9 protein-coding genes are annotated in these 26,602 nt (G+C 73.8%); 1 reads left to right on the top strand and 8 read right to left on the bottom strand.

The features are described from left to right. Positions 1-38 precede the first annotated feature (38 nt). The 6 genes from OG917_RS26345 to OG917_RS26320 all read right to left on the bottom strand — a co-directional run bounded on the left by OG917_RS26345 (position 39) and on the right by OG917_RS26320 (position 24,327). Complete coding sequence (locus tag OG917_RS26345) at positions 39-7,661, bottom strand: non-ribosomal peptide synthetase (RefSeq protein WP_328320189.1); 7,623 nt, start codon at positions 7,659-7,661, stop codon at positions 39-41. Then, positions 7,658-22,192 carry a non-ribosomal peptide synthetase gene (locus OG917_RS26340; RefSeq protein WP_328320187.1) on the bottom strand — a complete coding sequence of 4,845 codons (14,535 nt, stop codon included), beginning with the start codon at positions 22,190-22,192 and terminating at the stop codon, positions 7,658-7,660. Before OG917_RS26340 ends, OG917_RS26345 begins: the two co-directional genes overlap by 4 nt. A 393-nt stretch (positions 22,193-22,585) precedes the next feature. Beyond that, positions 22,586-22,804, bottom strand: a complete 219-nt coding sequence (locus OG917_RS26335; RefSeq protein ID WP_328320185.1) for an MbtH family protein — start codon at positions 22,802-22,804, stop codon at positions 22,586-22,588. A gap of 374 nt (positions 22,805-23,178) precedes the next feature. Then, a complete protein-coding gene (locus OG917_RS26330; RefSeq protein ID WP_328320183.1) occupies positions 23,179-23,778 on the bottom strand; it encodes an ATP-binding cassette domain-containing protein in 600 nt (199 codons plus the stop codon). After that, on the bottom strand, positions 23,757-23,987 hold the full coding sequence (locus OG917_RS26325) for an ATP-binding cassette domain-containing protein (protein WP_328320181.1): 231 nt from the start codon (positions 23,985-23,987) through the stop codon (positions 23,757-23,759). The genes OG917_RS26330 and OG917_RS26325 overlap by 22 nt, the downstream gene beginning before the upstream one ends. A gap of 1 nt (position 23,988) precedes the next feature. After that, positions 23,989-24,327 (bottom strand): ABC transporter permease subunit, encoded by a 339-nt coding sequence (locus OG917_RS26320; protein ID WP_443059017.1) that lies wholly within the window; start codon positions 24,325-24,327, stop codon positions 23,989-23,991. Positions 24,328-24,385: 58 nt separating this feature from the next. On the opposite strand from OG917_RS26320, the gene OG917_RS26315 reads away from it, so the two are divergent. After that, positions 24,386-25,516, top strand: coding sequence for an agmatine deiminase family protein (locus OG917_RS26315; RefSeq protein WP_328320177.1), 1,131 nt, complete (start codon positions 24,386-24,388; stop codon positions 25,514-25,516). Between the two features lie 355 nt (positions 25,517-25,871). On the opposite strand, the gene OG917_RS26310 is transcribed toward OG917_RS26315, so the two are convergent. Then, the gene (locus OG917_RS26310) at positions 25,872-26,264 is read right to left on the bottom strand and encodes a type II toxin-antitoxin system death-on-curing family toxin (RefSeq protein WP_328320175.1); all 393 of its coding nucleotides are present in this window, start codon (positions 26,262-26,264) and stop codon (positions 25,872-25,874) included. Further along, positions 26,261-26,455: a ribbon-helix-helix protein, CopG family gene (locus tag OG917_RS26305; RefSeq protein WP_328320173.1), complete on the bottom strand. Its 195-nt coding sequence runs from the start codon at positions 26,453-26,455 to the stop codon at positions 26,261-26,263. The genes OG917_RS26310 and OG917_RS26305 overlap by 4 nt, the downstream gene beginning before the upstream one ends. Between the last annotated feature and the right edge of the window lie 147 nt (positions 26,456-26,602).

Here is a 26,602-nt window from a genome sequence, read left to right as displayed (position 1 = left end):
GGCCGCGGACCGCTTCCCCGTCCTGTGCGCCCCCCCTCTTACGGCGAGACCGGCGCCCCCGGCGCGGGCAGGAAGCCCGTCCCGTGGAAGTAGCCCAGGTAGCGGGCCAGGATCTCGTCGGTCAGCGGAGTCGGGTGTACGCCGAGTTCCGCTGCGGCAGCCGCTGTCCGGCGGGAGTCGAAGCGGCGGTGGTCCGCCGCCTCGTGCCGGGTCTGGTCCTCGTCCCCGAGGAACAGCTGCGCCGCGTTGTCGGGTTGCGCCGCCACCCGGGCCTGCCACTCCGCGGCGGGAACGCTGTCCAGTGCGTGCCCCAGGCGGGCGGCCGCCGCGAAGACACGGTCCAGGCCCGGGGCGTCCGGGTTGGTGAAGTGGTACGTCTGCGCGCCGGCCCGGCCGGAGAGGCAGAGCGCCACGACCCCCGCGCTGACGTAGTCCACGGGCACCCAGTCGGTCGAGCCGTACGGCAGGTCGGGCACCGCGCCCGCCTGGAGGCAGCCCTTGATGAGCTGCCACAGCAGGTCCCGGTCCTGGCAGGCGCCGGTGGCGGTGTCTCCGCTGATACGGCCGGGCCGGTGGATGGTCACCGGCAGGCCCCGTTCGCGGGCCAGGCCGGCGAGCCCCTCCGCGACCCACTTGCTCTGCGCGTACCCGTCCGGCAGACCGGACGCGGGACCCGTCGGGCTGGACTCCGTGAGGGTGACGGGGTCGGGGCCGGACGCCGGGGCGTAGACGCTGGTGGTCGAGACGTAGTGCATCCCGGGTGAGGCGGAGTCGGCGAGCAGACGCAGCAGTTCCTCCGTGCCGGACACATTGGAGGCGCGCAGATCGCCGTACGGGGCGGCGAAGTTGACGCGTGCACCGTTGTGCAGGACCGGGCCGAGCCGCCGGGCCAGGGCGGCCCTCTCCCCCGGCGGCAGGCCGAGGCCGGGGGCCGCGAGGTCGCCGGGTACGGGGCGGATCAGGTCCGCGTACCGGGGGCGCCACAGGCCGTAGTGCTCCAGGTTGGCCCGCAGCCGCTGGGCCGCGCGGTGCTCGTCCCCGGCCCGTACGAGACAGTCGACCGGGCTGTCGGTGGTCTCGACGAGGTCGCGCAGGAGGAAGGCGCCCAGGAAGCCGGACGCGCCGGTCAGCAGGGGCCGTGCGGAAGGACGGAGGGTCCTGCGCGCGGGTGCGGGCACCGAGGCCGCGGTGCCCGTGATGTCCGGGGCCAGCCGGACCTCGGCGGTCAGGTCCAGCGGGGCCGCGCCACCCCGCTCGTCGCCCCGTCCGCCGGCGCCCGGGCCGTGCCCGGGGCCCTGGCCGGTGCTCTCCTGGTCCTGCTCCCCCCGTGTGCTGCCCAGCAGACGGTCGACGCCCTCGACGGTGGGCGCGGCGAACACCGCCCGCAGGGAGGGCCGCACACCGCACCGCTCCCCGATCCGCCGTGCGAGGGTCACCGCGAGCAGGGAGTGGCCGCCCAGGGCGAAGAAGTCGTCGGTGACACCCACGTCGGGCACACCGAGCGTCTCCGCGAACACCTCGCACAGGGCCCGCTCCCGCTCGGTACGCGGTGCCCGGCCTGCCGCCGCCGGTGCCTCACGGTGCGGTGCGGGCAGGGCGCGCCGGTCGGTCTTGCCGTTGGGGGTGAGGGGCAGGGCGCCGAGACGCACATGGGCCGCGGGGACCATATGGCCGGGCAGCGTCGCGGCGAGGTGGGCGCGCACCTCCGCCTCGTCCGGGCCGGACGCACCGTCCGCGGCCACGGTGTACGCGACGAGACGCCGGTCGCCCGGCCGGTCCTCGCGCACCGCGGCGCAGGCCGCCGCGATGCCGGGCAGCGCGGTGAGCACGGCCTCGATCTCGCCGAGTTCGATGCGGAAGCCGCGGAGCTTGACCTGATCGTCGACGCGCGAGACGTAGACGAGCTGCCCGTCGGCCGTCCACCGCACCAGATCGCCTGTGCGGTACATGCGGCCCCCCGTACGGGCGGTGGGGTCGGCCACGAAACGGGACGCGGTCAGGGCGGCCCGGCCGTGGTACCCGCGGGCCACCCCCTCACCCGACACGTACAGCTCGCCGACGACGCCGGGCGGCACGGGTGCCAGCCGGTCGTCCAGGACATGGACCCGGGTGCCGTCCACGGGGGCGCCGATGGATACGGTGCGGCCGGGCGCGAGCGGCCCGTCCGCGTGCTGGAAGGGGCTCATGGTGGCGCAGACGGTCGTCTCGGTGGGGCCGTAGGCGTTGACGAGGAAGCGGTCCCGCGCCCAGGCGTGCACCAGGGCCGGCGGGCACGCCTCACCGGCGAGCACCAGGGTGGTCCCCCGGGGCAGCGAGCCCGGCGGCATCACCGCGAGTGCGGCGGGCGGCAGCGTGAGGTGGGTGATGCCGCGCTCGCGGACCAGAGCGGCCAGTCCGGGGCCGGGCAGCAGCGCGTCACGTTCGTCGATCTCCAGGCAGGCCCCGGAGAGCAGGCCCATGCACAGCTCCCAGAACGCGGCGTCGAAGCTGACGGACGCCATGTGCAGCACCCGGCTGCCGGGGGCGGCGCGCAGCCGCTCGCTCTGGGTCCTGGCCATCGCGCCGGCGCCGCGGTGGGTGACCACGACGCCCTTGGGGCGGCCGGTGGAGCCGGACGTGTAGATGACGTACGCCGGGTGCGCCGGGAGCGGGACGGGAGCCGGGCCGGCCGCGGCGGGCGGGGTGCTGCCCGCGAGGTCCTCGGTGTACAGGTGCGGCACGGCGGACTCCGGGAGGCCGCGGTGGAGCCCCGGGGTGGTGAGGAGCAGCCGCGGCCGGGCGTCGTCGAGCATGTAGGACAGGCGCTGGGCCGGGTAGTCGGGGTCGAGCGGCACATAGGCGGCGCCGGCCTTGAGGATGCCGAGGAGGGCCACGACGAGCTCGTGGGTGCGGGGCAGCGCGACGGCCACCCGGTCCTCGGGCCCGATGCCCCGCGCGGCGAGATGACGCGCGAGGGTGTCGGCCCTGGCGTCGAGTTCACCGTAGGTGAGGGTGGTGCGGGCGTCGCGGACCGCCGGGGCGCCGGGGGTGCGCCGGGCCCACTGCTCGAACAGCGCGGGGACGGTCGCGGCGGGCGCGCCCCCGGCCGGTCCCGTTCCCCAGGCGGCGATGCGCGTGTGCTCGGCCGTGGTCAGCACGTCGTACGTGCGCAGCGGGCGGCCGGGGTCGGCGGTGACAGCGCCGAGCAGCAGGACGAGCCGGTCGGCGAGGCCGCGGACCGTCGGCGCGTCGAAGAGCTCCGTCGCGTAGTCGACGGCCGCCCGCATGTCGCCGGGCGCGCCGCTGTCGTCGTACGTCTCGGTGAAGGTGAACGACAGGTCGAACTTGCTGACCCCGGTGTCGACGGGCACGCCGCTGACGGCGAGGCCCGGCAGGCCGACGGCGGCGGCCGGGGTGTGGTTCTGGAGGACGAGCATCGTCTGGAAGAGCGGATGGTGGCTCTGCCCGCGTGCGGGGTTGAGCAGTTCCACCAGGCGCTCGAAGGGCACGTCCTGGTGTGCGTACGCGGAGAGGTCGGACTCCTTGACGCGGTCGAGGAGTTCGAGGAACGTCGGGTCGCCCGTGAGGTCCGTGCGCAGCACGAGCGTGTTCACGAAGAACCCGACGAGACCGGACGCGGCCTCGTCGGTGCGTCCGGCGACCGCTGTGCCCAGCGGGATGTCGTCACCGGCGCCGTGCCGGGAGAGCACGAGGGACAGGGCGGCCTGGAGCACCATGAAGACGCTGCACCCGCTGGTGCGGGCGAGGTCGGCGACCCGCGCGGCGACGGCGGGGTCGACAGTGAAGTCGCAGGTGGCTCCGGTGTGCCGGGGGACAGCGGGCCGCGAACGGTCCCAAGGCAGCTCGACCCTCTCCGGCAGCCCGGCCAACGCATCTTTCCAGTAGGCGAGTTGGCGTGACACGAGGCTTTGCGGGTCGTGCTCGTCCCCGAGCAGGCGGCGCTGCCAGAGCGTGTGGTCGGCGTAGTCGACGGGCAGCCGGGCCCACTCCGGCTCCCCGCCGCGGGTACGGGCCCGGTAGGCGGTCCCGAGGTCCTGGACGAGGGGCGCGAGCGACGATCCGTCGGCGGCGATGTGATGGATCACGAGCACCAGGACGTGGGCGTCGTCGGCGAGGCGCAGCACGGTCGCCCGGAGCGGGAGATGGTGCTCGATGTCGATCGGTTCGGCCGTGGCGGCGCGGATCAGGCCGGGGAGCTTCTCCTCGTCGGCAGCCTCCACGGCGAACGGGATCCGGGCGTCCTCCTGGGCGGTGATGTGCTGGTACGGTCCGCGGTCGTTCTCGGGAAACACGGTGCGCAGGACGGCATGCCGTCCTGCGACGTCGCCGAACGCCCGCCGCAGGGCCTCCGTGTCGAGCGGCCCGTCGAGGCGCACCGCGAAGGGGATGTTGTACGTGGCGGAGGGACCTTCGAGCCGGTGGAGGAACCACAGGCGCTGCTGCGCGTACGACAGCGGGAGCCGGGCGGGACGTTCCTGCGGCACGAGGGCGGGGCGGGCGGGGCGGCCCGCGTCCGCGAGGGCGGTGGCGAGCGCGGCGACGGTGGGATTCTCGAACAGGGTGCGGATCTCGGCCTCGGCGCCGAGCGCCGTGCGGATGCGGCCCACGAGCCGGGTGGCGAGCAGGGAGTGGCCGCCCAGGGCGAAGAAGTTGTCGTCGACACGGACGCGGCCCACCCCGAGCACGTCGGCGAACAGCCCGGCGAGGATCTCCTCGTGGGCGCCGCGCGGTGCCCGGCCCGCCGCGCCGGGCACCGCGGCGGGCGCGGGCAGCGCCGTCCGGTCGACCTTCCCGTTGGCGGTCAGCGGCAGCACGTCCAGCGCCTGGATCACCGTCGGCACCAGGTAGGCGGGCAGCGCGTGGCCGAGCCGCGCGGCGAGCACGTCCCGGTCGGGGGTGTGCCCGGGCGCGGGGACGACGTACGCGGTGAGGGTGCGGTCGCCGGGCAGGTCCTCGCGGACGAGGACGCAGGCGGCGCGTACGGACGGGTCGGCGAGCAGGGCCGCCTCGATCTCGCCGGGTTCGATGCGGTGGCCGCGCAGTTTGATCTGCTGGTCGGCGCGGGCGACGTAGTGCAGCGCGCCGTCGGTGGCCCGGCGCACCAGGTCGCCGGTGCGGTACATACGAGCCCCGGTGCCGGCGAACGGGTCGGCGACGAACCGGGCGGCGGTCAGGCCCGGGCGCCCCAGGTAGCCGCGCGCGACACCGGCGCCCGAGACATAGAGCTCGCCCTCGGCGCCGGGCGGTACGGGCCGCATCGCCGCGTCCAGGACGTAGGTGCGCATGCCGTCGAGCGGCCTGCCGATCGGGGGCACGGCGCCCGGGGCGTCATCGGGGCGGACGGGGTGGAGGGTGGCGAAGGTGGTGGTCTCGGTCGGCCCGTAGGCGTTGAGGACCGTGGTGCCGGGGTGGGCGGCGGCCAGGCCCCGGTGGACGCCGGGGGCGGCGGCCTCACCTCCGGCGGCGGCCAGGCGCAGCAGCCCGAGGGCGCCCGGGTCGGTCTCGGCGAAGACGTTGAACAGGGCGGTCGTCAGGAAGGCCGCCGTCACACCGTGCTCAGCGACCAGGTCGCGGAGCACGGCGGGCTGGAGGGGTCCTGCCGGAGCCACCACCACGCGGCCGCCGTTGAGGAGGGGGACCCAGATCTCGAAGGTGGAGGCGTCGAAGACATACGCCGAGTGCAGCAGGACGGCGACGGCCGCGCCGTCGCCCCAGGTCCGGTCGGCGGCGAGGGCGCCGATGTCCGCGTGGGTGACACCGACCCCCTTGGGCAGGCCGGTGGAGCCGGAGGTGAACATGACGTACGCGAGACGGGCGCCGCCCGTGACGGCGGGCAGGGCCCCAGGAGCGGCCGGGCCTCCCCCGCGGACCCGTCCGGCGGTGTCGACGGTCAGCACGGCCACGTCCCGGCCGAGCCGGCGCACCCAGGGGTGGTTCCGGGTGGTCTCGTCGGCGATCAGGACGCGCAGCCCGGCGACTTCGGCTACCCGCTCCAGCCGTTCGGCGGGCCAGTCCGGGTCGAGGGGCACATAGGCGGCGCCCGCGCGCAGGGCCGCGAGCGAGGCGGTGACCAGGGCGGCCGAACGGCCCATGAGGACGCCGACGCCGTCCTCGGCCCCGGCCCCGAGCCCGGTCAGGGCGCCGGCCAGCTCATCGGAGAGAGCGTGCAGCTGCCGGTAGGTCAGCTGCTCCCCGGCCCCGGACACCGCGACCGTGTCCGGATGCCGGCGGGCGAGCCGGGCGAAGGCGTCCGGGATGCTCATGTGCCCTGATCCGGTGGCCGGTTCACCGCCCCGGCCCTGCGCGGTCAGTGCCTCGTGCTCGCCCTCGAGGAGGACGGGGACGGTATCGGCGCGCCGGTCGAGCCCCTGCGCCAGCTCCGTCAGCAGCCCCCGCATACGGGCGACCGTGCGCGCCACCTCGTCGCGGCCGAGGACGGCGGCCCGGTACCCGAAGGTGATTCTCAGCGAATCGCCGGGAGCGATGGTGAGGGTGAGCGGGTAGTGGGCCGCGTCGGATCCGCTGAACCCGGTGACCGCGAGGCCGGGCAGCCGGCCCTGCGCCGTGCGCAGGGCCTCGGCGTCCATCGGGTAGTTCTCGAACACGGCCAGGGTGTCGAAGAGTTCGTCCAGGCCGGTGACGCCCCGGATCTCGGTCAGGCCCACGTGCTGGCTGCCGAGCAGGCGGCCCTGTTCCTCCTGGAGCCGGGTCAGCAGCGCGGCCAGGGTCTCGCCCGGTTCGGGGCGCAGCCGCACCGGCACGGTGTTGATGAACAGCCCGACCATCGTCTCGATGCCCGGGACCTCCGGCGGCCGGCCGGAGACCGTGGTGCCGAACACGACGTCGGGGCGTCCGGTGAGGTGGCCGAGCAGGAGGCCCCAGGCGCCCTGCACCAGGGTGTTGAGGGTGAGCCGGTGGGCGCGGGCGGTCTCCCGCAGCCGCTGTGTCGTGGCCGCTCCCAGGTCGAGGACGAGGGTCCCCGGCAGGTCGCCGGAGTCCGGTACGTCCGCGCCGCGCCGCCCGGCGAGCAGGGTCGGCGCCTCGATCCCGGCCAGGGCGGTGCGCCAGGTGTCCAGCGCGGCGGCCCGGTCCTGCCGGGCCAGCCAGGCGAGGTAGGTGCGGTAGGGGGCGACGCGGGGCAGGGCGCTGTCGTCGCCCTGGCCGGCGTACAGCTCGAAGAGCTCGCGTACGAGCAGCGGCATCGACCAGCCGTCGAGGAGGATGTGATGGCTGGTCATGACCAGCCGGTGGCGCTGTGGCGCGGTGCGCACCAGTGTGAACCGCATCAGGGGCGGGGTCGCGAGGTCGAAGCGGCGGGTGCGGTCGGCGGCGAGGAAGGCGGCGAGCCGCTCGTCCGTCGTGCCTTCGCCGTCCGCCCCGGTCAGGTCCAGTTCCTCCAGGGGCACCGGTACGTCGGCGGCGATGGCCTGCACGGGCTCGTCCAGGTCCTCGTGGAGGAAGCCGGCCCGCAGGTTGGCATGGCGTCGCAGCAGGCCGCCGATGGCGGCGTGCAGTGCGGAACCGCTGACGGGGCCTTCGAGGTCGAAGACGAACTGCGCGGTGTAGACGTCCACGGTGTGGGAGTCGTACAGCGCGTGGAAGAGCATGCCCGCCTGAAGCGGCGTCAGCGGCAGTACGTCCTCCAGCTGGAACCCGGTCACTTGCGTCCACCCCATCTGTTCTGCAGTCGGTCGATCTGGGCCTGGTTGAGCGAGACCAGGGGAAGGTCGGACGGCGTGTAGCCGCCCGCGTCGGGTCGTCCGGCGTGTTCCGCGATGGCGCGCAGTGCGCGGCCGAACGCGTCGGACAGCGCCCCCACGTCCTCCTCCTTGAGGAGGTCGCTGGGCCAGGTCCAGCGGGTCACAAGCCGGGGTCCGTCCGGCAGGTCCTCGGTGTGCGCGTTGATGTCGATGACGTGGTGGACGGGCATGTCCGGGTCCTGGCTGCGCGGGCCGCCGCCGTCGAGCAGTACGTCCCAGTCCGCGCCTGCGCCGCCTCCTGCCGTATCCGGTGAAGCGGTGTACCGGCCGAGGTAGTTGAAGCCGATCTGGGGTTCGGGCGCGGCGGCCAGCAGGGGGCGGGTCGCCGGGTTGAGGTGGCGCAGCATTCCGTAGCCGACACCGCGGTCCGGCACCGCCCGCAGCTGCTCCTTGACGCGTTTGACGGCGCGTTCCACCAGTGCGGCGTCGAAGTGTCCGGGGGCGCCGGCGGGTCCGGGGTCGAGCCGGACCGGGTAGAGGCTGGTGAACCAGCCGACCGTGCGGGACAGGTCGGTGTGGTCGGCGATCTGCTCGCGGCCGTGGCCCTCCAGGTCGAGGAGGACCGCGGTGCCGCCGGGCCCGGGTCCGCCGATGCGGGCCGCCCGCTCCTCCCGCCAGGCGCAGACGGCCAGGGCGAGGCCCGTGAGCAGGACGTCGTCCACGCCGGCGTGGAAGGCTCCGGGGGCGGTGGTGAGCAGCGCCTTCGCCCAGGTGGCGGGGAGATGGGTGACCACGGTGCGCGTGCCGTCCGCGGTGTCCAGGTCGGGGTCGAGCGGCCGGTAGCCGAGCTGTGGGTCCGGGGTGCTCAGTGCCGCCTGCCACAAGGGGAGTTCGGCTTCCCTGGCGGCGTCGCGGGCCTGGGAGGCGAGGAGTTGGGCCCAGCCCCGGTAGGAGGTGGTGACGGCCGGCAGCGCCGCAGCGTCCGGGGGTGTCCCGCCGCCGGTGACCGCCTGCCAGGCGGTCGCGAGGTCGGCGGCGAGGATGCGCCAGGAGACCGCGTCGACGGCCAGATGGTGCACGACGAGCAGCAGGCGCCCCTGGGCGTGCGGGCCCGCGTCGCACCAGACGGCTTCGATCACATTGCCCTGCGCGGGCCGCAGCCTTCTGCGGACCTGTTCGCCCGCGGCGGTGAGGGCGGTGCGGACGGCGTCGGCGCCGAGGCCCGTGACATCGATACGGGTCAGGCGGCGGCGGGCGGGTACGGCGCCGGGCGGCAGGGCTTCGACGACGGGTTCGCCCGCGGCCGGACGGACGACCCGCAGCCGCAGCATGTCGTGGTGGTCGATGAGGAGTTGGAGGGCGGCGACGAGACTGTCCTCACCGGCCCCCACCGGTGTGCGCAGCACCCCGGACTGGTTGTACCCGTCCGTCGTGCCGGGCCGCTCCAGGAGCCAGGCGGCGATGGGCGTCGGCGGCATCTCGCCGGTGCCCTGTTCGGCCGGGGCTGCGGCCGGGCCCAGCGGGCCGGCGACGGCCGCGATGCCCTCGGGCGTCCGGTGGACGAAGACATCGCGGGGTGTGACGGCGAGACCGGCCTCGCGGACGCGGCTGACGAGCTGGATGGAGAGGATGCTGTCGCCGCCCAGCGCGAAGAAGTCGTCGTCCGTGCGGACGGCGGGGGCGTGCAGGACGGAGGCGAACACGTCGCACAGGACGTGTTCCTGCGCCGTACGCGGCTGCCCGCCGGGCCGGGTGGCCGCGGGCCGCGCCGGGGCGGGCAGGGCGCGCCGGTCGGTCTTGCCGTTGGGGAGCAGGGGCAGCGCGTCGAGTGCGACGAAGACGGCGGGCACCATGTAGGGCGGCAGGGCCGACGTGAGCCGGGAGCGCAGTTCGGCGTCGTCCGGCCGGCCGGCGCCTTCGTGCACGGTGTAGGCGACCAGCCGCCGCTCACCGGGCCGGTCCTCACGGACGAGGACGCAGGCCGCGCCGACGCCTTCGAGCGCGGTGAGCGCGGCCTCGATCTCGCCCGGTTCGATCCGGAAGCCGTGCAGCTTGACCTGGTCGTCGGCGCGGGAGACATAGGTGAGCAGCCCCCCGGCGTCCCGCCGCACGAGGTCGCCCGTGCGGTACATACGGCTCCCGGGGGGGCCGTACGGATCGGCGACGAAGCGCGCTGCGGTCAGGCCGGGGCGCCCCAGGTAGCCGCGCGCGAGACCGTCGCCTGCGGCGTACAGCTCGCCGGTGACACCCGGCGGGACCGGGCGGAGGCCGGTGTCGAGGACATACGCACGGGTGTTGTCGACGGGCCGGCCGAGCGGCACGGTCCCCTCCCCCGCCGGGAGCCCCGCCGCCCCCGCGCGGTAGTGGTGGGCGGTGGCGTCGATGGTCGTCTCGGTGGGCCCGTACAGGTTGTGCACCTCGGTTTGCCAGGCCTCCTGGACGCGCTGCGCCAGGGACCTGGGCAGAGGTTCGCCGCCGCACAGGACGGCCCGCAGGGTCGCGGGTGCCTCGCCGGGGCGGGTCTCGGTGAGGACGACGGAGAGGTGCGAGGGCACGAACTGTGCGACGGTCACGCCCGCGTCGCGCATCCGGGCCAGCAACCCGGCCGGGTCGTGGTTGGCGGCGGGCGGCACGGGGCAGGTGGAGCCGCCGTGCAGCAGAGGCAGCCAGGTCTCCCAGACCGACGCGTCGAAGCTCGGCGACGTGCGCGCGAGGACCCGGTCGTCGCCGGTCAGACCGAGGTGGTCCGCCATCCAGGCCATGTGGTTGGTCAGGGAGGCGTGGGTGACGACGACACCCTTGGGGCGGCCGGTTGAGCCCGAGGTGTAGATGACGTACGCGGCGTCCTGCGGGCCCGGTGCGGCGGCTGGCGGGACGGCGGCGGGCCCGCCGGCCCAGGCCGCCCGGTCGTCGAGCGCGAGGCACGGGACGGACAGCCCGTGCCGTGCCGTACGGGCGGTGCCGTGGGTGAGGAGCAGCGCCGGGCGGGCGTCGTCGAGCATGTGGGCGATACGCGCCGCGGGGTACTCCAGGTCGACCGGCAGGCAGACCGCCCCGGCCCTGGCCACCGCCAGCATCGCGACGGCCTGGTCGGCGGTGCCCTCCAGGGCGACAGCGACGAGGTCGCCGCGTCCGATGCCCCGGCCGTGCAGATGGCCCGCCAAGTCGCCGGAGAGGGAGTTCAGTTCGGCGAAGGTGAGCAGCCGCGCCCCGTCCCGTACGGCGATCGCGCCGGGGGTACGGCCGCACTGCGCACGGAAGGCTTCCGGCGCCGTGCGCGCCGTGGACGGCCGGACCGGTCCCCGTGCGGCGTACTCCAGGCTCCGCAGCTCGTCCGTGTCCAGGACGTCGACGGTGTGGACGCGTACGCCGGGGTCGGCGGCGAGCACGGCGAGCAGCCTGGTGAGACGGGCGGCAAGACCGTGCGCCGTGGCGGGCAGGAAGAGTGCGGTGGAGAACTCCAGGACGCCGTCGAGACCGGCGGGCCGGCCCGCGCCGTCACGCGTCTCGGTGAAGGTGAAGGTCAGATCGAACTTGCTGATACCGGTGCGCACGGGCTGTTCGGTGACGGCGAGGCCGTGCAGGCCGAGCACGGTGTCGGCCTGGTTCTGGAGGACGAGCATGGTCTGGAAGAGCGGATGGTGGTCCTGGGCACGGGACGGGCTGAGGACGTCCACCAGCCGCTCGAAGGGCACGTCCTGGTGGGCGTAGGCGGCCAGGTCGAACTCCCGCACCCGGTCCACCACTTCACCGAAGGTGGGGTCCCCGGTCAGGTCGGTGCGCAGGACAAGGGTGTTGACGAAGAACCCCACCAGGTCGTCGAGTGCTTCGTCGGTGCGTCCGGCGACCGCGGTACCGAGCGGGATGTCCTCGCCGGCGCCGTGCCGGGAGAGGAGCACCGCAAGGGCCGCCTGCAGCACCATGAAGAGGCTGCAGCCGCGGGCCCGGGCGAGATCCGTGAGAGCCCGGTGGGTGTCCGGGTCCACCGGGAAGGCGAACGCGTCACCGTGGTACGCCGTGACGGCGGGGCGCGGCCGGTCGCAGGGAAGGTCCAGCAGGCCGGGGGCGCCGGCCAGCGCGGTGCGCCAGAAGTCCAGCTGTCGGGCTGTCTGGCTGGACGGATCGTCCTCGGCGCCGAGCAGGGCGCGCTGCCACAGGGTGTAGTCGGCGTACTGGACGCCCAGTTCCGTCCAGGCGGGCTCCTCGCCCTCGACGCGCGCCCGGTAGGCCTCGCCCAGGTCCCGGGCGAGCGGGGCGAGGGACCAGCCGTCGCCCGCGATGTGGTGGACGATCAGCACGAGGACGTGGATGTCGGCGCCGAGCCGCATCAGCCGGGCCCGTACGGGGAGTTCGGCGGCCACGTCGAAGGGGTGCGCCACCTCGGCCGTCAGCACCTCGTCCAGGCGGGCGGGGTCGGTGTCCCGGGGTGTCAGGTCGAGGTCGGCGCCGCCGGCGTCGATTACCAGCTGGCGCGCCACCCCGTCCGTTTCGGGAAAGACGGTGCGCAGGCTCTCGTGGCGCTCCACGACATCGGCCAGGGCGCTCTCCAGGGCATCCGCTTCGAGCGGCCCCTCCAGGCGGAGCACGAGCGGCACGTTGTACGTGGCGCTCGGCCCCTCGAACCGGTTGAGGAACCACAGACGCTGCTGGGCGAAGGAGAGCGGCAGCGGATCGGGCCGGTGCCCGGCGCGCTCCAGCGGGGCCCTGGCCTCCCCCGCGCTGTCCAGCGTGGCGGCGAGCGCGGCCGGTGTGGGGTGCTCGAAGAGGTCCTTGACCTGGACCTCGACGGCAAGCGCCGTCCGGATGCGCGCGGCCAGACGGGTGGCGAGCAGGGAGTGGCCGCCCAGCGCGAAGAAGTCGTCGTCGGCGCCGGCCGTGCCGAGCCCGAGTACGTCGGCGAAGAGGCCGCAGAGGATCTCCTCGCGTGCGGTGCGGGCGGCGCGCCCGGGCGCCGGAGCACCCTGCGCGGGCTCCGGCAGGGCACGCCGGTCCACCTTGCCGTTGAGCGTCAGCGGCAGCGCGCCGATCAGGACGAACGCCGAGGGCACCATGTAGGCGGGCAGGGACCGGCCGACGGCCCGGGCGAGGTCGCCGGAGTCGGGTCGCGCCCCGGCGGCCGGCACTACGTACGCCACGAGCCGCCGGTCGCCCGGCATGTCCTCGCGGACGACGGCGAAGGAGTCGGCGACGCCCTCGCAGCAGGCCAGCACGGACTCGATCTCGCCCAGTTCGATGCGGTAGCCGCGCAGTTTGACCTGGCTGTCGGCCCGGGCGACGTAGGTGATCTGCCCGTCGCCCGTCCACCGGACGAGGTCGCCCGTGCGGTACATACGGCCGCCTGCCGGATCGAACGGGTCGGCCACGAAGCGCGCGGCGGTCAGCCCCGGGAGCCCGGTGTACCCGCGTGCCACCCCGCGCCCCGCGAGGTACAGCTCGCCCACGACACCCGGCGGGACCGGGCCGAGCGAGCCGTCGAGCACGTACAGCCGCATGCCGTCCAGGGAGCGCCCGATGGGGGGCGGGCCCGGCGGCAGATCGGCTGCCACGTCGTAACGGGTGGCGAAGGTGGTGGTCTCGGTGGGCCCGTACACATGGAGGACGCGAACGCCGGGGGCGGTCCCGGCGACCCGCTGCATGGCGTCGGGCGATGCCAGCTCTCCCCCGGCGCACACCAGCCGCAGGCCGCCGAACGCGCCGGGGTCGGTCTCGGCGATCACGTTGAACAGGGCCGTCGTCAGGAAGACGGCGCTCACCCCGTGTTCGTGGACGGCGTCGCCGAGAGAGCGGGCCTCCAGGACACCGTCCGGTGCGACGACGACCCGGCCGCCGTGCAGCAGCGGAGCCCAGATCTCGAAGGTGGAGGCGTCGAAGACGTACGCCGAGTGCATCAGGACCGCGTCGGCCGCACCGTCCTGCCAGGCACTGTCGGCCGTCAGCGCCACGACGTCGGCGTGGGTGACTCCGACGCCCTTGGGCAGGCCGGTGGAGCCGGAGGTGAACATCACGTAGGCGAGGGCTCCGGGGCCCGGCACGGCGGCCGGGCGGCCCGGCCGCGCGGGCGCGCCCCGCAGGATCCGGCCGAGCCGGTCCACGACCAGGACCGGCATCCTGCGGGCCGTCTCGGCCACCCAGGGTGAGGCGTACGCGTCCTCGTCGACGACGAGGACGCGTACGGCGGCCACCCCTGCGACCTGTGCGAGCCGCTCCGCCGGCCAGCGCGCGTCGAGCGGGACGTAGGCGCCGGCCGCACGGACCGCGCCGAGGGACACCGACACCACGGCGGGCGACCGGGTGAGCAGCACGCCGATCCCGGACTCGGGGGCGGCGCCGAGGCCCGCGAGTGCGCGGGCGAGGTCGGCGGAGATCCGGTCCAGTTCGGCGTAGGTGAGGGCGGCGCGGTCGTCGCTGACGGCCACGGCATCCGGTGTGCGGTGGGCCTGGACGGCGAAGAGCGCGGGCAGAGTTGCGTCACCGGCGGGTGCGGGCAGTGCCCGGCCGGTGCCCCAGCGCGCGACCCGGGCGTGTTCGTCCGGTGTCATCAGGTCGTAGCCCTGGAGCGGCCGGGCGGGATCGGCGGCCACCTGCTCCAGGAGGCGGACCAGACGGTCGGCGAGGGATGCGACAGTGCTCCGGTCGAAGAGGGCGGTGGCGTACTCGATCCCGGCGGTCAGGCCGCCCTCGCCCGGCTCCTCGCTGAAGGCGAAGGTGAGGTCGAACTTGCTCAGGCCGTTGTGGACGAGCCGGTCCTCGACGGTGAGGCCGGGCAGCTCGGGGCGGGCGGTCTCCTGGTTCTGCAGGACCAGCATGGTCTGGAACAGCGGATGGTGGTTGCGCGCCCGCGCGGGGTTGACGCTCTCGACGAGACGCTCGAAGGGTACGTCCTGGTGCGTATAGGCAGCCAGGTCGAACTCCCTCACACGCAACAGCAGTTCACTGAAGGTCGGGTTGCCGGACAGGTCGTTGCGCAGGACGAGTGTGTTGACGAAGAAACCGACCAGATCCTCCAGCGCCTCGTCGGTGCGGCCGGCGACGGGCGAGCCGAGCGGGATGTCGTCGCCGGCGCCGTGCCGGTGCAGCAAGGTGGCGACCGCCGCCTGGAGCACCATGAACAGGCTGCTGCCCGACTCCCCCGCCAGGCGCAGGAGCCCGCTGTACAGGGCAGGCGGTACGTCGAAGGTGTGGACGGCGCCCCTGGGGTCCGTGGTGGCGGGGCGTGGCCGGTCGAGCGGCAGGTCGATCAGCCCGGGCAGGCCCGCAAGGGCGGTGTTCCAGTGGTCGAGCTGCCGGCGGAGCACGCTCTGCGGGGCGACACCGTCGCCCAGGGCGGCGTGCTGCCAGAGCGTGTAGTCGGCGTACTGGAGCGGGATTCCGGCCGCCCGCTCCGGCGGCCGTCCCGCGAGGCGGGCCCGGTAGGCGTCGCCGAGATGGCGGGCGAGCGGGGCGAGGGACCAGCCGTCGCCCGCGATGTGGTGCAGAACGAGCACCAGCACGTGGTGGGCGGGTGCGGAGCGCAGCAGCAGGGCACGCATCGGCGGGTCGGTCATGACGTCGAACGGCTCGCGCACGGCGGCCAGCACCGCCGCCTCCAGGCCGGCGGGCGCCGTGCTCACCACCGGCAGAGGAGGTGCGGCGTCTTCGACGGGCAGCACCGACTGGTGCGGTGTGCCGTCCCGTTCGGGGAAGAGCGTGCGCAGTGCCTCGTGCCGCTCCACGACGTCGCGCAGGGCGGCGCGCAGGGCGTCCGGGTCCAGGGCTCCGTCGAGTTCGAGGACGAGCGGGATGTTGTAGGCGGAGCTGGGGCCTTCGAGCCGGTTGAGGAACCAGAGGCGCTGCTGGGCGAAGGAGAGCGGCAGCGGATCGGGCCGCCGCACGGCGGGCAGCACCGGCGGCCGGGCCCGGCCCGGGGCGTCGAGGACGCGGGCCAGGCCCGCGACGGTGGGGTGTTCGAAGAGGGTGCGCACGGCGATCTCGGCGCCCAGGACGGCGCGGACCCGGCTGACGACCCGCATGGCGAGGAGCGAGTGCCCGCCGAGGTCGAAGAAGCTGTCGTGCGGGCGCACTCTGGGCCGTTGCAGGACGTCGGCGAAGATACCGGCGAGCAGGTCCTCACGGAGGGTGCGCTGCCCCGCCGCCGCGGAGAGGTCCGCGGGGTCCGCCCCGGGCTCCGGCAGGGCCCGCCGGTCCACCTTGCCGCTGGGCAGGAGCGGCAGGTCGTCCAGGACGACGACGATCCCGGGCACCATGTAGTGCGGCAGGGTCTCGGCGAGCGCGTCGCGCAGGGCGACGGGGCGCAGGGCCGGGTCCCCGGTGACGGCGTACGCGACGAGGCGGCCCCGGCCGGGTGCGTCCTCACGGATCACCGCACAGGCGGCCGTGACACCGCGGCGCGCCAGGAGCGCGGCCTCGACCTCTCCCAACTCGATGCGGAAGCCGCGGAGTTTGACCTGGTCGTCGGCGCGGGCCACGTAGTCGAGGAGGCCGCGGCTGTTCCACCGTACGAGGTCGCCCGTCCGGTACATGCGGGCGCCGGTGGCGTCGAACGGGTCGGCGACGAACCGGGAGGCGGTCAGGCCCCGGCGGTCCAGGTAGCCGCGGGCGAGGTTCGGCCCCGACAGGTAGAGCTCCCCGGTGACGCCGGGCGGTACGGGCCGCAGCCGGCCGTCGAGGACGTAGGTCTGCATGGTGTCGACGGGCCGGCCGATCGGCACGGTCTCGTACGGCGAGCCGGCGGACGCGTGGGCGCCGCTCTCCGGGCCGCCGGCCCGGTGGGCGGTCGCGTCGATGGTGGCCTCGGTCGGCCCGTAGAGGTTGTGCACCTCGGCCCGCCACAGCGCTGCGGCATCGTCGGCGAGGGTCCGCGGCAGCGGTTCGCCGCCGCAGAGTACGGCGCGCAGGGCGGGCAGCGGTGCGGCGTGCGCGGCCTCGGTGAGGACGAGGGCCAGGTGGGACGGGACGAACTGGGCGACCGTGACACCGAACCGGCTCATCCAGGAGACCAGCGTCGCGGGCTCCGTGTTGGCCCCGTGCGGCAGCACACAGACTTCCGCGCCGTTCATCAGCGGGAGCCACAGCTCCCAGACGGAGGCGTCGAAACTGGACGAGGTACGGGCGAGGACCCGGTCGTCCGGGGTGATCGCCAGGTGCCGCGCCATCCAGGCCATGTGGTTCGCCAGGGCGGCGTGCGACACGACGACCCCCTTGGGGCGGCCGGTGGAGCCCGAGGTGTAGATGACGTACGCGGGGTCCGCAGGGCGGGGTGCGTCCGGCAGAGGCGCGCAGGGGTCTGCGGGCGGGGCCGCCGCCGGGTCGTCGAGGGCGAGCCACGGTACGTCGCAGGCGGGCAGGGCCGGGTGCACGCCGGTGGTGGTGAGCAGCAGGACGGGACGGGCGTCGTCCAGCATGTGGCGGATCCGGGCGGGCGGGTACTGCGGGTCGACGGGCAGATAGGCGGCGCCGGCCCGCAGGACGGCCAGCATGGCCACGACGGTGTCGACGGAGGGCGGCGCGGCGATGGCCACCCGCTGTTCGGGGCCCGCGCCGCGCTCGCGCAGGACGCGGGCGAGGTCGTCGGCACGGGAGTCGAGCGCGGTGTACGTGAGGCTGGTGCGGGCGTCGCGTACGGCGACCGCGTGCGGGGTGCGTGCGGCCCGCTCCCGTACCGCTTCGGGGACGGTGAGGACGGGCAGCGGCCGCTCGGCCCCGCGCCCCAGGGCGATGAGGTGGTCCCGCTCGCCGGGGGCGAGCAGGTCCAGTTCGCTGACAGCCAGGTCGGGCCGGGTCACGGCCAGGGTCAGGACGCGGGCGAAGCGGGTGCACAGGGCGCGGGCGGTGGCGGCGTCGAAGAGCTCGGTGGCGTATTCCAGGTAGCCGCCGATGCCTCCTGGGCCGGACGGGGCGTCCGCGGCCCCACGCGCTGCCCGGACGGCGGGTGCGGCGCCTTCGCCGGGTCCGGTGGCTCCGGGGGCTCTTCCGGTGCCGGCGGAGCTGCTGTCGCCGGCGGGGCCGCTGTTTTCGGTGAGGGAGAACGTCAGGTCGAACTTGCTGCCCCCGCGGTGCCGGGAGCGGTCGTGGACGGTGACGCCGGGCAGGTCGAGCCCCGCCCGCTCCTGGTTCTGCAGGACCAGCATGGTCTGGAACAGCGGGTGGTGGTCACCGGACCGTTCGGGGTTGAGCGCCTCGACGATCCGCTCGAAGGGGACGTCGCCGTGGCTGAGCGCGGCGATGTCGAACTCCTTGACCCGGACGAGCAGTTCACGGAAGGCCGGGTCGCCTGACAGGTCCGTGCGCAGGACGACGGTGTTGACGAAGAACCCGACGAGGTCGTCGAGGGCCTCGTCGGTACGTCCGGCCACCGCGGTGCCGAGCGGGATGTCGGTGCCGGCGCCGTGGGCGTGCAGCGTCACGGCGAGCGCCGCCTGGAGCACCATGAAGGGGGTGCAGCCGACGCTGCGGGCGAGCCGGACGAGCGCGGCGTGCGCGTCGGCGGGCAGCTCGAAGGGGACGGCGCCGCCCCCGTGGCCGGCCACCGCGGGGCGGGGCCGGTCGAGGGGCAGGTCCAGCAGGTCGGGGGCGCCGCGCAGCGCCTCCTCCCAGAAGGCGAGCTGACGTGCGGCGAGGCTGTCCGGATCGCTGTCGTCGCCGAGCAGCCGGCGCTGCCAGAGCGCGTAGTCGGCGTACTGCACCCGCAGCGGGGCCCAGTCGGGGGTGCCCGCGCCCTCGGTCCTGGCGCGGTAGGCGGCGCCGAGATCCCGGCAGAGCGGGGCGAGGGACCAGCCGTCGGCGACGACGTGGTGGAGGACGAGGACCAGGGTGTGGCGGCCGGGGCCCTGCCGGAGCAGATGGACGCGGACAGCGGGCTCACCGGTGAGGTCGAAGGGCGCGGTCGTCAGACGGCGCACGGCCTCCTCCGCCCACGCTTCCTCCCCCGGCGGCCCGGCCGCGGTCTCCCCGTCCGGTGCCGGTTCGATGACGAGGGGGACGAGCGACCCTGCGGCGTCCGCCTCGCGTACCTCCTGCCGGGCGACGCCGTCGTGTTCGGCGAAGACGGTGCGCAGGCTCTCGTGCCGGGCGACCACATCGGCGAGTGCGCCGCGCAGGGCGTCCGTGTCCAGCGGACCGTCGAGTTCGAGGACGAGCGGCACGTTGTAGCTGTCGCCGGGGCCCTCGGCCCGGTTGAGGAACCAGAGGCGCTGCTGGGCGAAGGACAGCGGAACCGCTTCGGGCCGGGGCTGCGGGGAGAGCACGGGCCTGGCCGGTCCTGTGGTGTCCAGGACGGCGGCCAGCGAGGCGACGGTGGGGTGCTCGAAGAGGGTGCTCAGGCCGAGTTCGGCGCCGAGGGCCGTCCGCACCCGGCCGGCGAGGCGGGTGGCGAGCAGCGAGTGGCCGCCCAGCGAGAAGAAGCTGTCGTCGATGCCGACCGCGGTCACGCCCAGGACGTCGGCGAACAGACCGGCCAGGACCTCCTCATAGGCGGTGCGCGGGGCCCGGCCCGAGGTGGCGGCGGCGCGGGGGGCCGGCAGGGCGCGGCGGTCGACCTTGCCGTTGGGGTTCAGGGGCAGCGCGTCGAGCGGCACGAACGCGGAGGGCACCATGTACGCGGGCAGGGCGCGCCCGGCCCTGCGGGCCAGTGCGGAGACGTCCAGCCGGGCACCGGGGGCGGGCACGACGTAGGCGACGAGCCTGCGGTCGCCGCCTGTGTCCTCGCGGACCAGGACACAGGCGGCGCGCACATCCGCGTCGGCGAGCAGGACGTTCTCGGTCTCGGCCGGCTCGATGCGGAAGCCGCGGAGTTTGACCTGCCCGTCCGTGCGCCCGACGTACTCGATGTCGCCACCCGCGGTCCAGCGGACGAGGTCACCCGTGCGGTACATCCGGGCCCCGCCCGCTCCGTACGGGTCGGCGACGAACCGGGTGGCGGTCAGCGCGGTACGGCCCTGGTAGCCGCGCGCGACGCCGTGGCCGCTCACGTACAACTCCCCCACGACGCCGGGCGGAACGAGGGCGAGGGCGTCGTCGAGCACGTACAGGGCCATCCCGTCGAGGGCCCGGCCGATGGGCGGCACGCCGCCGGTGGCGGGGGCGACCTGATGACGGGCGGCGAAGGTCGTGGTCTCCGTCGGGCCGTACACGTGCAGGACACGCGTGCCGGGTACGGCGGCAGCCACCCGCTGCATCAGCTCCGGGGTCGCGGCCTCGCCGCCCGCTGCGACCAGGCGCAGCCCGGCGAACGCCTTCGGGTCCGTCTCGGCCACCACGTTGAACAGCGCCGTCGTCAGGAACAGCGCGGTCACCCCGTGCAGGTCCACCATGTCGCGGAGGACCGTGGCCTCCAGGACGCCGCCGGGTGCGACGACCACACGGCCGCCGTTCAGGAGCGGCGCCCAGATCTCGAAGGTGGAGGCGTCGAACACATAGGCCGAGTGCAGCAGCACCGCGTCGGACACACCACCCGCCCAGGTGGCGTCGGCGGCCAGGGCGAGAACGTCGGCGTGGGTGACGCCGACGCCCTTGGGCAGGCCGGTGGAGCCCGAGGTGAACATCACGTAGGCGAGCCGGTCGCCGCGGGTGACGCGCGGCAGTGGTCCGGGCCGCGGCGGAGCACCGCGCACGATCCGGCCGAGGGCGTCGACGACGATCAGCGGCAGCACGGCCGAGGCCTCCTGCACCCAGGGCTCTCCTGCGGTGGCTTCGTCGGTCACCAGGGCACGGACCCGGGCGATCTCCGTGACACGGTCGAGCCGTTCGGCCGGCCAGGCGGGGTCCATCGGTACGTAGGCCGCGCCCGCGCCGACGGCGCCGAGGGTGGCGGGCACCACGGCGGCCGAGCGGGCCACGAGAACGCCGACGCCGTCCTCGGGTCCGACTCCCCAGCCGGTCAGGGCGCCGGAGAGAGCGTCGGCGGCCCGCGCCAGTTCCCGGTACGAGAGGGTGGCGGAGCCGTCCACCACCGCCGGGGCGCCGGGTGCGCGGCGGGCGCACGCACGGAACGCCTCCGGCAGGCCCGTCTCCACGGTTTCCGCGGGCAGCCCGTCGCCGCGGCCCTGCGCACGCAGGGAGAGGGCGGCGGCCTCGTCGAGGAAGGGCAGGTCACGCAGGAGGACACCGTCGTCCGCACCGGCCAGGGCCGTGACGAAGGCGACGACGGCCCGCTGGTGCAGCTGCACGTCCTCGGGCCGGTACAGCCCGGGGTTGGCGTCGAAGCCGATCAACGGCCCCTTGCCCTCGGAGCGTTCGGACACGAAGAGCGACACGTCGTCGACCGGTCCGATCGACAGCACCCGGGAGGCGCCGGGGGCGCCGTCGAAGTCGAGGTCGTAGTCGTAGCCCATGATGTTGACGACGACACCGGCCAGCCGCGCCGCGCCGTCGGTCATGTTCAGTTCGCGGGCCAGCTGTTCGCGGGAGAAGCGGCGGTGGCGCAGGGCGCCGCGCATCTCGGCCGCGACGGCGCGCACGAAGGCGCCGACCGTCATGTCCGCGGCGAGGGTCAGGCGCAGCGGCAGGATGTTGGCGGTCATGCCGACGATGTGCCGCAGCCCGCCGTGGCGGCCGTTCGAGGCGAGCCCCACGGTGATGTCCTGCGTCCCGGTGGCCCGGCCGGTGTAGGCGGCGACCGCGCTCACCAGGACGGCGGACCAGGTGGTGCGGTGGGCGGAGGCGAGCCGCCGCAGACCGTCGAGGACGGCGACGGGCAGGGTGTCACCGGTGTGCAGCCGGACGTCCTGGCCGTCGGAACCGGCCGGCGCGGGGGTGTCGGTGCGCCGCCGGATGAGCGCTCTGCTGCCGTGCGCGTCCGGTCCGGCCCCGGCATCCGCCGGATCACCGGTGCCGTCGGCGGCGAGGTCCGCGAACCTGCCGGTCCAGTAGGCGCGATCGGCCTCGTACCGCTCCGAACCGCGGTAGGCCGCCTCGTCGGCGACAAGGTCGGCCAGGGGCGCGGCCGGCAGCACGGCAGCGGCGAGGTCCTCACCCCGCGCGGCACGCCCGTAGAGATCGGCCACCGTACGGGCGAAGACGGCGCCGCCGAGCCCGTCGGTGGCGATGTGGTGGAAGCGGACGTACCAGTAGTGCAGCCGGGCGCCGAGACGCAGCAGCGCGAAGTGGTGGTGCGGGGCGTCGAGCCTGTCGACGGCGGCCATGTCGGCGGTCAGATAGCGCTCGGCCGCGGCGGCCGGATCGGCGTCCCCGGTCAGGTCGACGAGACGGAGCCGGCTGGTTCCGTCCTGCGGCCGGCGTACGACACGCTGGCGTACGGTGTCGCCGTCCGTGACGAACTCGGTGTTGAGGCTGTCGCACAGGGCCGCGGCCCGGTCTAGGGCCGCGGCGAATAACGTCTCGTCGAGGTCACCGCGGATCTCGAAGCATTCCCCGATGTTGTATTTCGGGCTGTCCGGGTCGACCAGTTGCCCATACCAGACGCCCTGTTGGGCCGCGGTGATTTCCATGAGTTCTTCGGTGCCTATGTATGACGGGGTGGAGCCGTTTTCGTGCATGCCGATCCACACCTTCGATGAGAGTTTTCGGGATGGCGAAGAAGGCGGAACGAAACCGGCCTCGCCGTTGCGGCATCTGTCGCCGACGGCGGCCCGGGTGAAAGCGGAGAAGAACATCGCCGTGCCCATGGCGTCAGGCATCGACGGGGGACCCTGCCGGTGCAGGTATCCGGCAGGGCACTCCGCTGTCTTCGCGCATTTATGGACGCGTCACGAGGCAGTTCACCGAGGGTTCATGAACGTCACGTGAACGCTTTTTAACAAGGCATGACCGACTACTATCCATGCCTGATCGATTCTGCTCGAATTGAAGCGAGATCGATCAGGCGGGAGCGCCGGCACCCCCTCGGCCCGCAGCGGCACACACCGCCCGCGACCGGCCCGGACACCGGTCTATCCGGCGTCGGCCTCCATCGCCCGCACCAGGCTGGCGGGCCGCATATCGGTCCACGCGCCCTCGATCACGTCCAGACACTCCTGGCGCGACCCCTCCGCGCCTTCGACGCGCCAGCCACCAGGAATATCGATATGCGCGGGCCACAGCGAGTACTGACCCTCGCCATTCACCAGCGTCACGAACCGTCCCGACTCGTCATCGAAAGGATTGGCCACGACCGTCCCCCACCTGTTTTCGCACTTTCCACGGCATGTTCATCATGTATTTCCGGGCACGCTGCGCCGATCACTACAACCACGCGTCCGAGCCATCCGCCCCCCGGCGTTACGCTCCCGGCCCCACAGAGCGGAGATACGTTACGCCGCCGGATATCGGCGATACACCAGTGGCCGAGTCAGGCTCCCCCGACTCCGCCCGTTCATGCCAATCACACTAGAGGACCCTCGGCGGCCAGTGATGCAAATCGGCCCCATTACTTATGAGTACTAAATCGAACGAGTGAAGGAGAGATGAGACCGAGACATATGCCAACTCACCCTCTCTGTACGGATCCAGCCAGCCCATGTCCGTGTCATACACGTTTCCACGCTTACGACCCGCACCTTTCCGGATAGCCGCGAGCAGGATCCCGCAGACTCTGTGACACACAGAGATCGCACTGCGCTACCGTGCGCCGGGCGCGCGCCCCACACGGTCCCGCACCCGCGCAGGAGGGAAGGCGCCCGCGACGCCTGCCCGAGGCCGGCCGGATGGCTGAGCGACGACGTTTCGGGGGAGCCCGGGGAGTGAAGGGGCGGCGGTCGCGCAGGTCGGCCAGGAGGGCGATGATCTCGGCCTGGGTGGTGGAGTCGAGGGCGGTGGTGGGTTCGTCGGCCAGCAGGAGTCGCGGGCCGGGCATGAGGGCCGCGGCGATGGCGACGCGCTGGAGCATGCCGCCCGACAGTTCGTGCGGGTACTGGCGCAGTGCCCTCTCGGGCAGGCGGACTGCCGCGCACAGTTCGAGGGCGCGGGCGAGGGGGTCGCCGGTGCAGGCGGGCCGCGCGTGACGAGCGGCCTCGGTGAGGAAGTCACCGGTGCGGTGCAGCGGGTTGATGGCTGCCTTGGGGTCCTGGAAGACCATGGAGGCGGTACGGGATCGCAGTCTCCGCAACTGGCCGGGGTCCGCGGTCAGGACCGGCGGTCCTGCCACGGCGACGCTGCCGGTGATCCGGCCGGGGTGAGTCCGAGGGCGCTGCGAGCGGTGAGGGACTTCCCCGAGCCTGATTCCCCGGCCAGGGAGACGGTCTCGCCGGCCTCGACGGTCAGGGTGACACCGGCGAGTACGGGGCGTGCCTGCCGGAGAAGGCACAGGGTCAGGCGGTCGATGTGCAGGACCGGGGAGTTGTCGGGGCCTGGCATGTCAGGACCTCCGCGCGACAGTGTCGGCCACGCGCTCGCTGACGACGTTGAAGGCCACCACCGTCAGGACGATCGCCAGGCAGGGCACGGCGGCGGACAGCGGACTGCCTTGCAGGATGGCGGACTGGCCGTCGTCGACCATGCTTCCCCAGTCGGGTTCGAGGGGCGGGGTACCGAGTCCGAGGTACGACAGGGAGGCGAGGTCGAGGAGGGCGTAGCCGAAGTTCACCGCGGACTGCGCCAGGACGACGGCGACGGTGTTCGGGAGGAGGTGGCGCAGGCAGACCGCCCAGCCGGAGAAGCCCTTAATGGTGCAGGCGACAAGGTAGGACTTGTTCATCTCGCTCAGGGCGAGGGAGCGTGCCAGGCGGCTGACGCAGGCAGTCAGGAGATCGGAAATGGAAATGCCCAGGCGCCGAACGCTGCGGACGGCCCTTGCCGCCGCACTCGGTGCCGCAGGCGTGGGCGCCTGCGGCACGACCGGTGGCAGCCCGGCCGCCTCGGCGACACCGGCCGGACTGCCACCGGCCGGCGAGTGGCGCCTGCCCGGCGAGTCCCATCCGCACGAGCTGACCTTCATGGCCTGGCCCACCCGGCGTATCTGGGCTTCGGACATCCACGGAGTACGGGACGACATCGCGGGGATCGCGAGGGCCGTCGCACGGTTCGAACCGGTGACGCTCCTGGCCAATGCGCAGGACGTCAAGGATGCGGAGCGCGCGTGCGGCACCGGTGTGACGGTCGTGCCCGTCCCGGTGGACGATCTGTGGATGCGCGACACCGGGCCGGACTTCGTCCTCGGTCCGCAGGGCATCGCCGGCGTCGATCTCGGCTTCAACGGATGGGGCGACAAGCAGACGCACGCCCGGGACGCCCGCATCGCCCGGAGGATCCTGGACAGCAAGCGCATCAAGAGGATCCAGGCCCCGGTCACAGGGGAAGGCGGCGGCATCGAGGTCGACGGCCAGGGCACCCTGCTGGCGACCGAGAGCTGCTGGGCGAACGACAACCGGAACCCCGGCCAGTCGCGCGCCGGCATCGAACGCGCGATGAAGGCCCTCTTCGGCGTCACCACCGTGATCTGGGTCAAGGGCGCCAAGGGGCACGACATCACGGACTACCACATCGACGCACTGGCCCGGTTCTCCGAACCGGGAGTCGTGGTCATGAGCACTCCGCCCGGGGACGCCCCTCGTGACGTGTGGACCCGCGCCTACGAACAGGCCCGTGCCGTACTGGAACAGGCCAGGGACGCCCGGGACAGGCGACTCGAAATCGTCGAACTGCCGGAAGCGACCGATCTGGACGGCCACAGCGAGGATTTCCTGGCGAGTTACGTGAACTACTACGTGTGCAACGGCGGGGTGGTCCTCCCGCGCTTCGGCGACACGCGGGCCGACAGGAACGCCCTGTCCGTCGTGCAGGAGCTCTATCCGGGCCGCGAGGTGGTACAGGTCCCCGTCGACACGCTCGGCGAGGGCGGGGGCGGCATCCACTGCTCGACCAAGCAGCTGCCGAAGTCGCCCTGAGGGCGGGGCAGTCGGGGGAATCCGGTGAGCTCCCCCTCTGCCTCAGGGGTCCAGCACGCCGGTGCGGGTGCTCAGCAACCCGGTCCGGCTGCTCAGCAGCCTCACTGGCCGGCTTCCGGAAGGCGGGGCGGCCGGGTCCGGGGGCCACGGCAGCAGTACCCCGGCCCGTTCGGAGCAGTCGCCGCTTCAGCGGGAGGCACAGGAGGCCGTGGATGCCTTCACGTCGCCGAGCGCTTGTCGCGCGATCTCACCGAAGTCGCCGCCTGCGGCCCGTAGCGCGCCCGCACCACCCGTCACGCGGCCCAACACCGCTCACGGAACCTCCTCTCGTTCCGCACCTCATGACGTCCGAAGGTCAGGAAACGGGGAACCAGACTGACAAACGCTTGGCGATGGCCGGTACATCGACGTTGTCCTGCGCGACGTCCTCGACGAACGGGCCGGCGATGGAGGCGGGTGGTGGGACGGTACTGGCGCTGCCGCCATTGAGCCGCAGGAAGACACGCAAGGCGAGCCAGGCGGTGCACTTGTTACCGTCGATCAGCGCATGGTTGCGGGCGACGGAGTGCAGCAGTGCCGCGCCCTTCTCGTGCAGCGTGGGGTAGAGCTCGGCCCCGAACATATGGGTCCGGGGCCGTTCGATCGCTGATACCAGCAGCCCCATGTCACGCACGCTGTGCTCCGCGCCGTTGACCCTGCGAGCAATGGCCAGAATCTCGTCGATCTGGATGTAACGCACCTCGGTCACTTCAGGTAGTCCAGGATCTCCGCATCGCTGTCCATCAGCTCGGCCAAGACGTCATCGACCCTCAACTCGGCCCGATTCTGGGCCTCGCGGATGGCTTCGATGGCGAGTTCCTGCTTGCTGCGGCCCTCACGACGGGCACGCTCGGTGAGCTTCGCGTCAAGGTCATCGGGGAGTCGGAGTGTCATCGCCATACAGCCATGATACCGGACTGGTATCAAGGTGCGAGGTGATACCAGCTGCTCGGGACGAGACCTCGGATCACGGCGTCTCCGTCGCCCTGACGGGCCAAGCTCTCGGCTTCAGCCCGACCCATTACTCGGAGGGAAACCGATCAAGCA

Origin of the sequence: Streptomyces sp. NBC_00388, assembly GCF_036061255.1 — a bacterium.
Lineage (GTDB): Bacteria > Actinomycetota > Actinomycetes > Streptomycetales > Streptomycetaceae > Streptomyces.
Note: the sequence above shows the minus strand (reverse complement) of the source record. Positions and strands in the feature narration are given on the sequence as shown.

Bases quoted from the DNA above. Each gene is read 5' to 3' on its own strand.
- OG917_RS26340 (WP_328320187.1), bottom strand. From the start codon at position 22,192: ATGCACGAAAACGGCTCCACCCCGTCATACATAGGCACCGAAGAACTC.
- OG917_RS26305 (WP_328320173.1), bottom strand. From the start codon at position 26,455: ATGGCGATGACACTCCGACTCCCCGATGACCTTGACGCGAAGCTCACC.
- OG917_RS26315 (WP_328320177.1), top strand. From the start codon at position 24,386: ATGGAAATGCCCAGGCGCCGAACGCTGCGGACGGCCCTTGCCGCCGCA.
- OG917_RS26320 (WP_443059017.1), bottom strand. From the start codon at position 24,327: ATGAACAAGTCCTACCTTGTCGCCTGCACCATTAAGGGCTTCTCCGGC.
- OG917_RS26325 (WP_328320181.1), bottom strand. From the start codon at position 23,987: ATGCCAGGCCCCGACAACTCCCCGGTCCTGCACATCGACCGCCTGACC.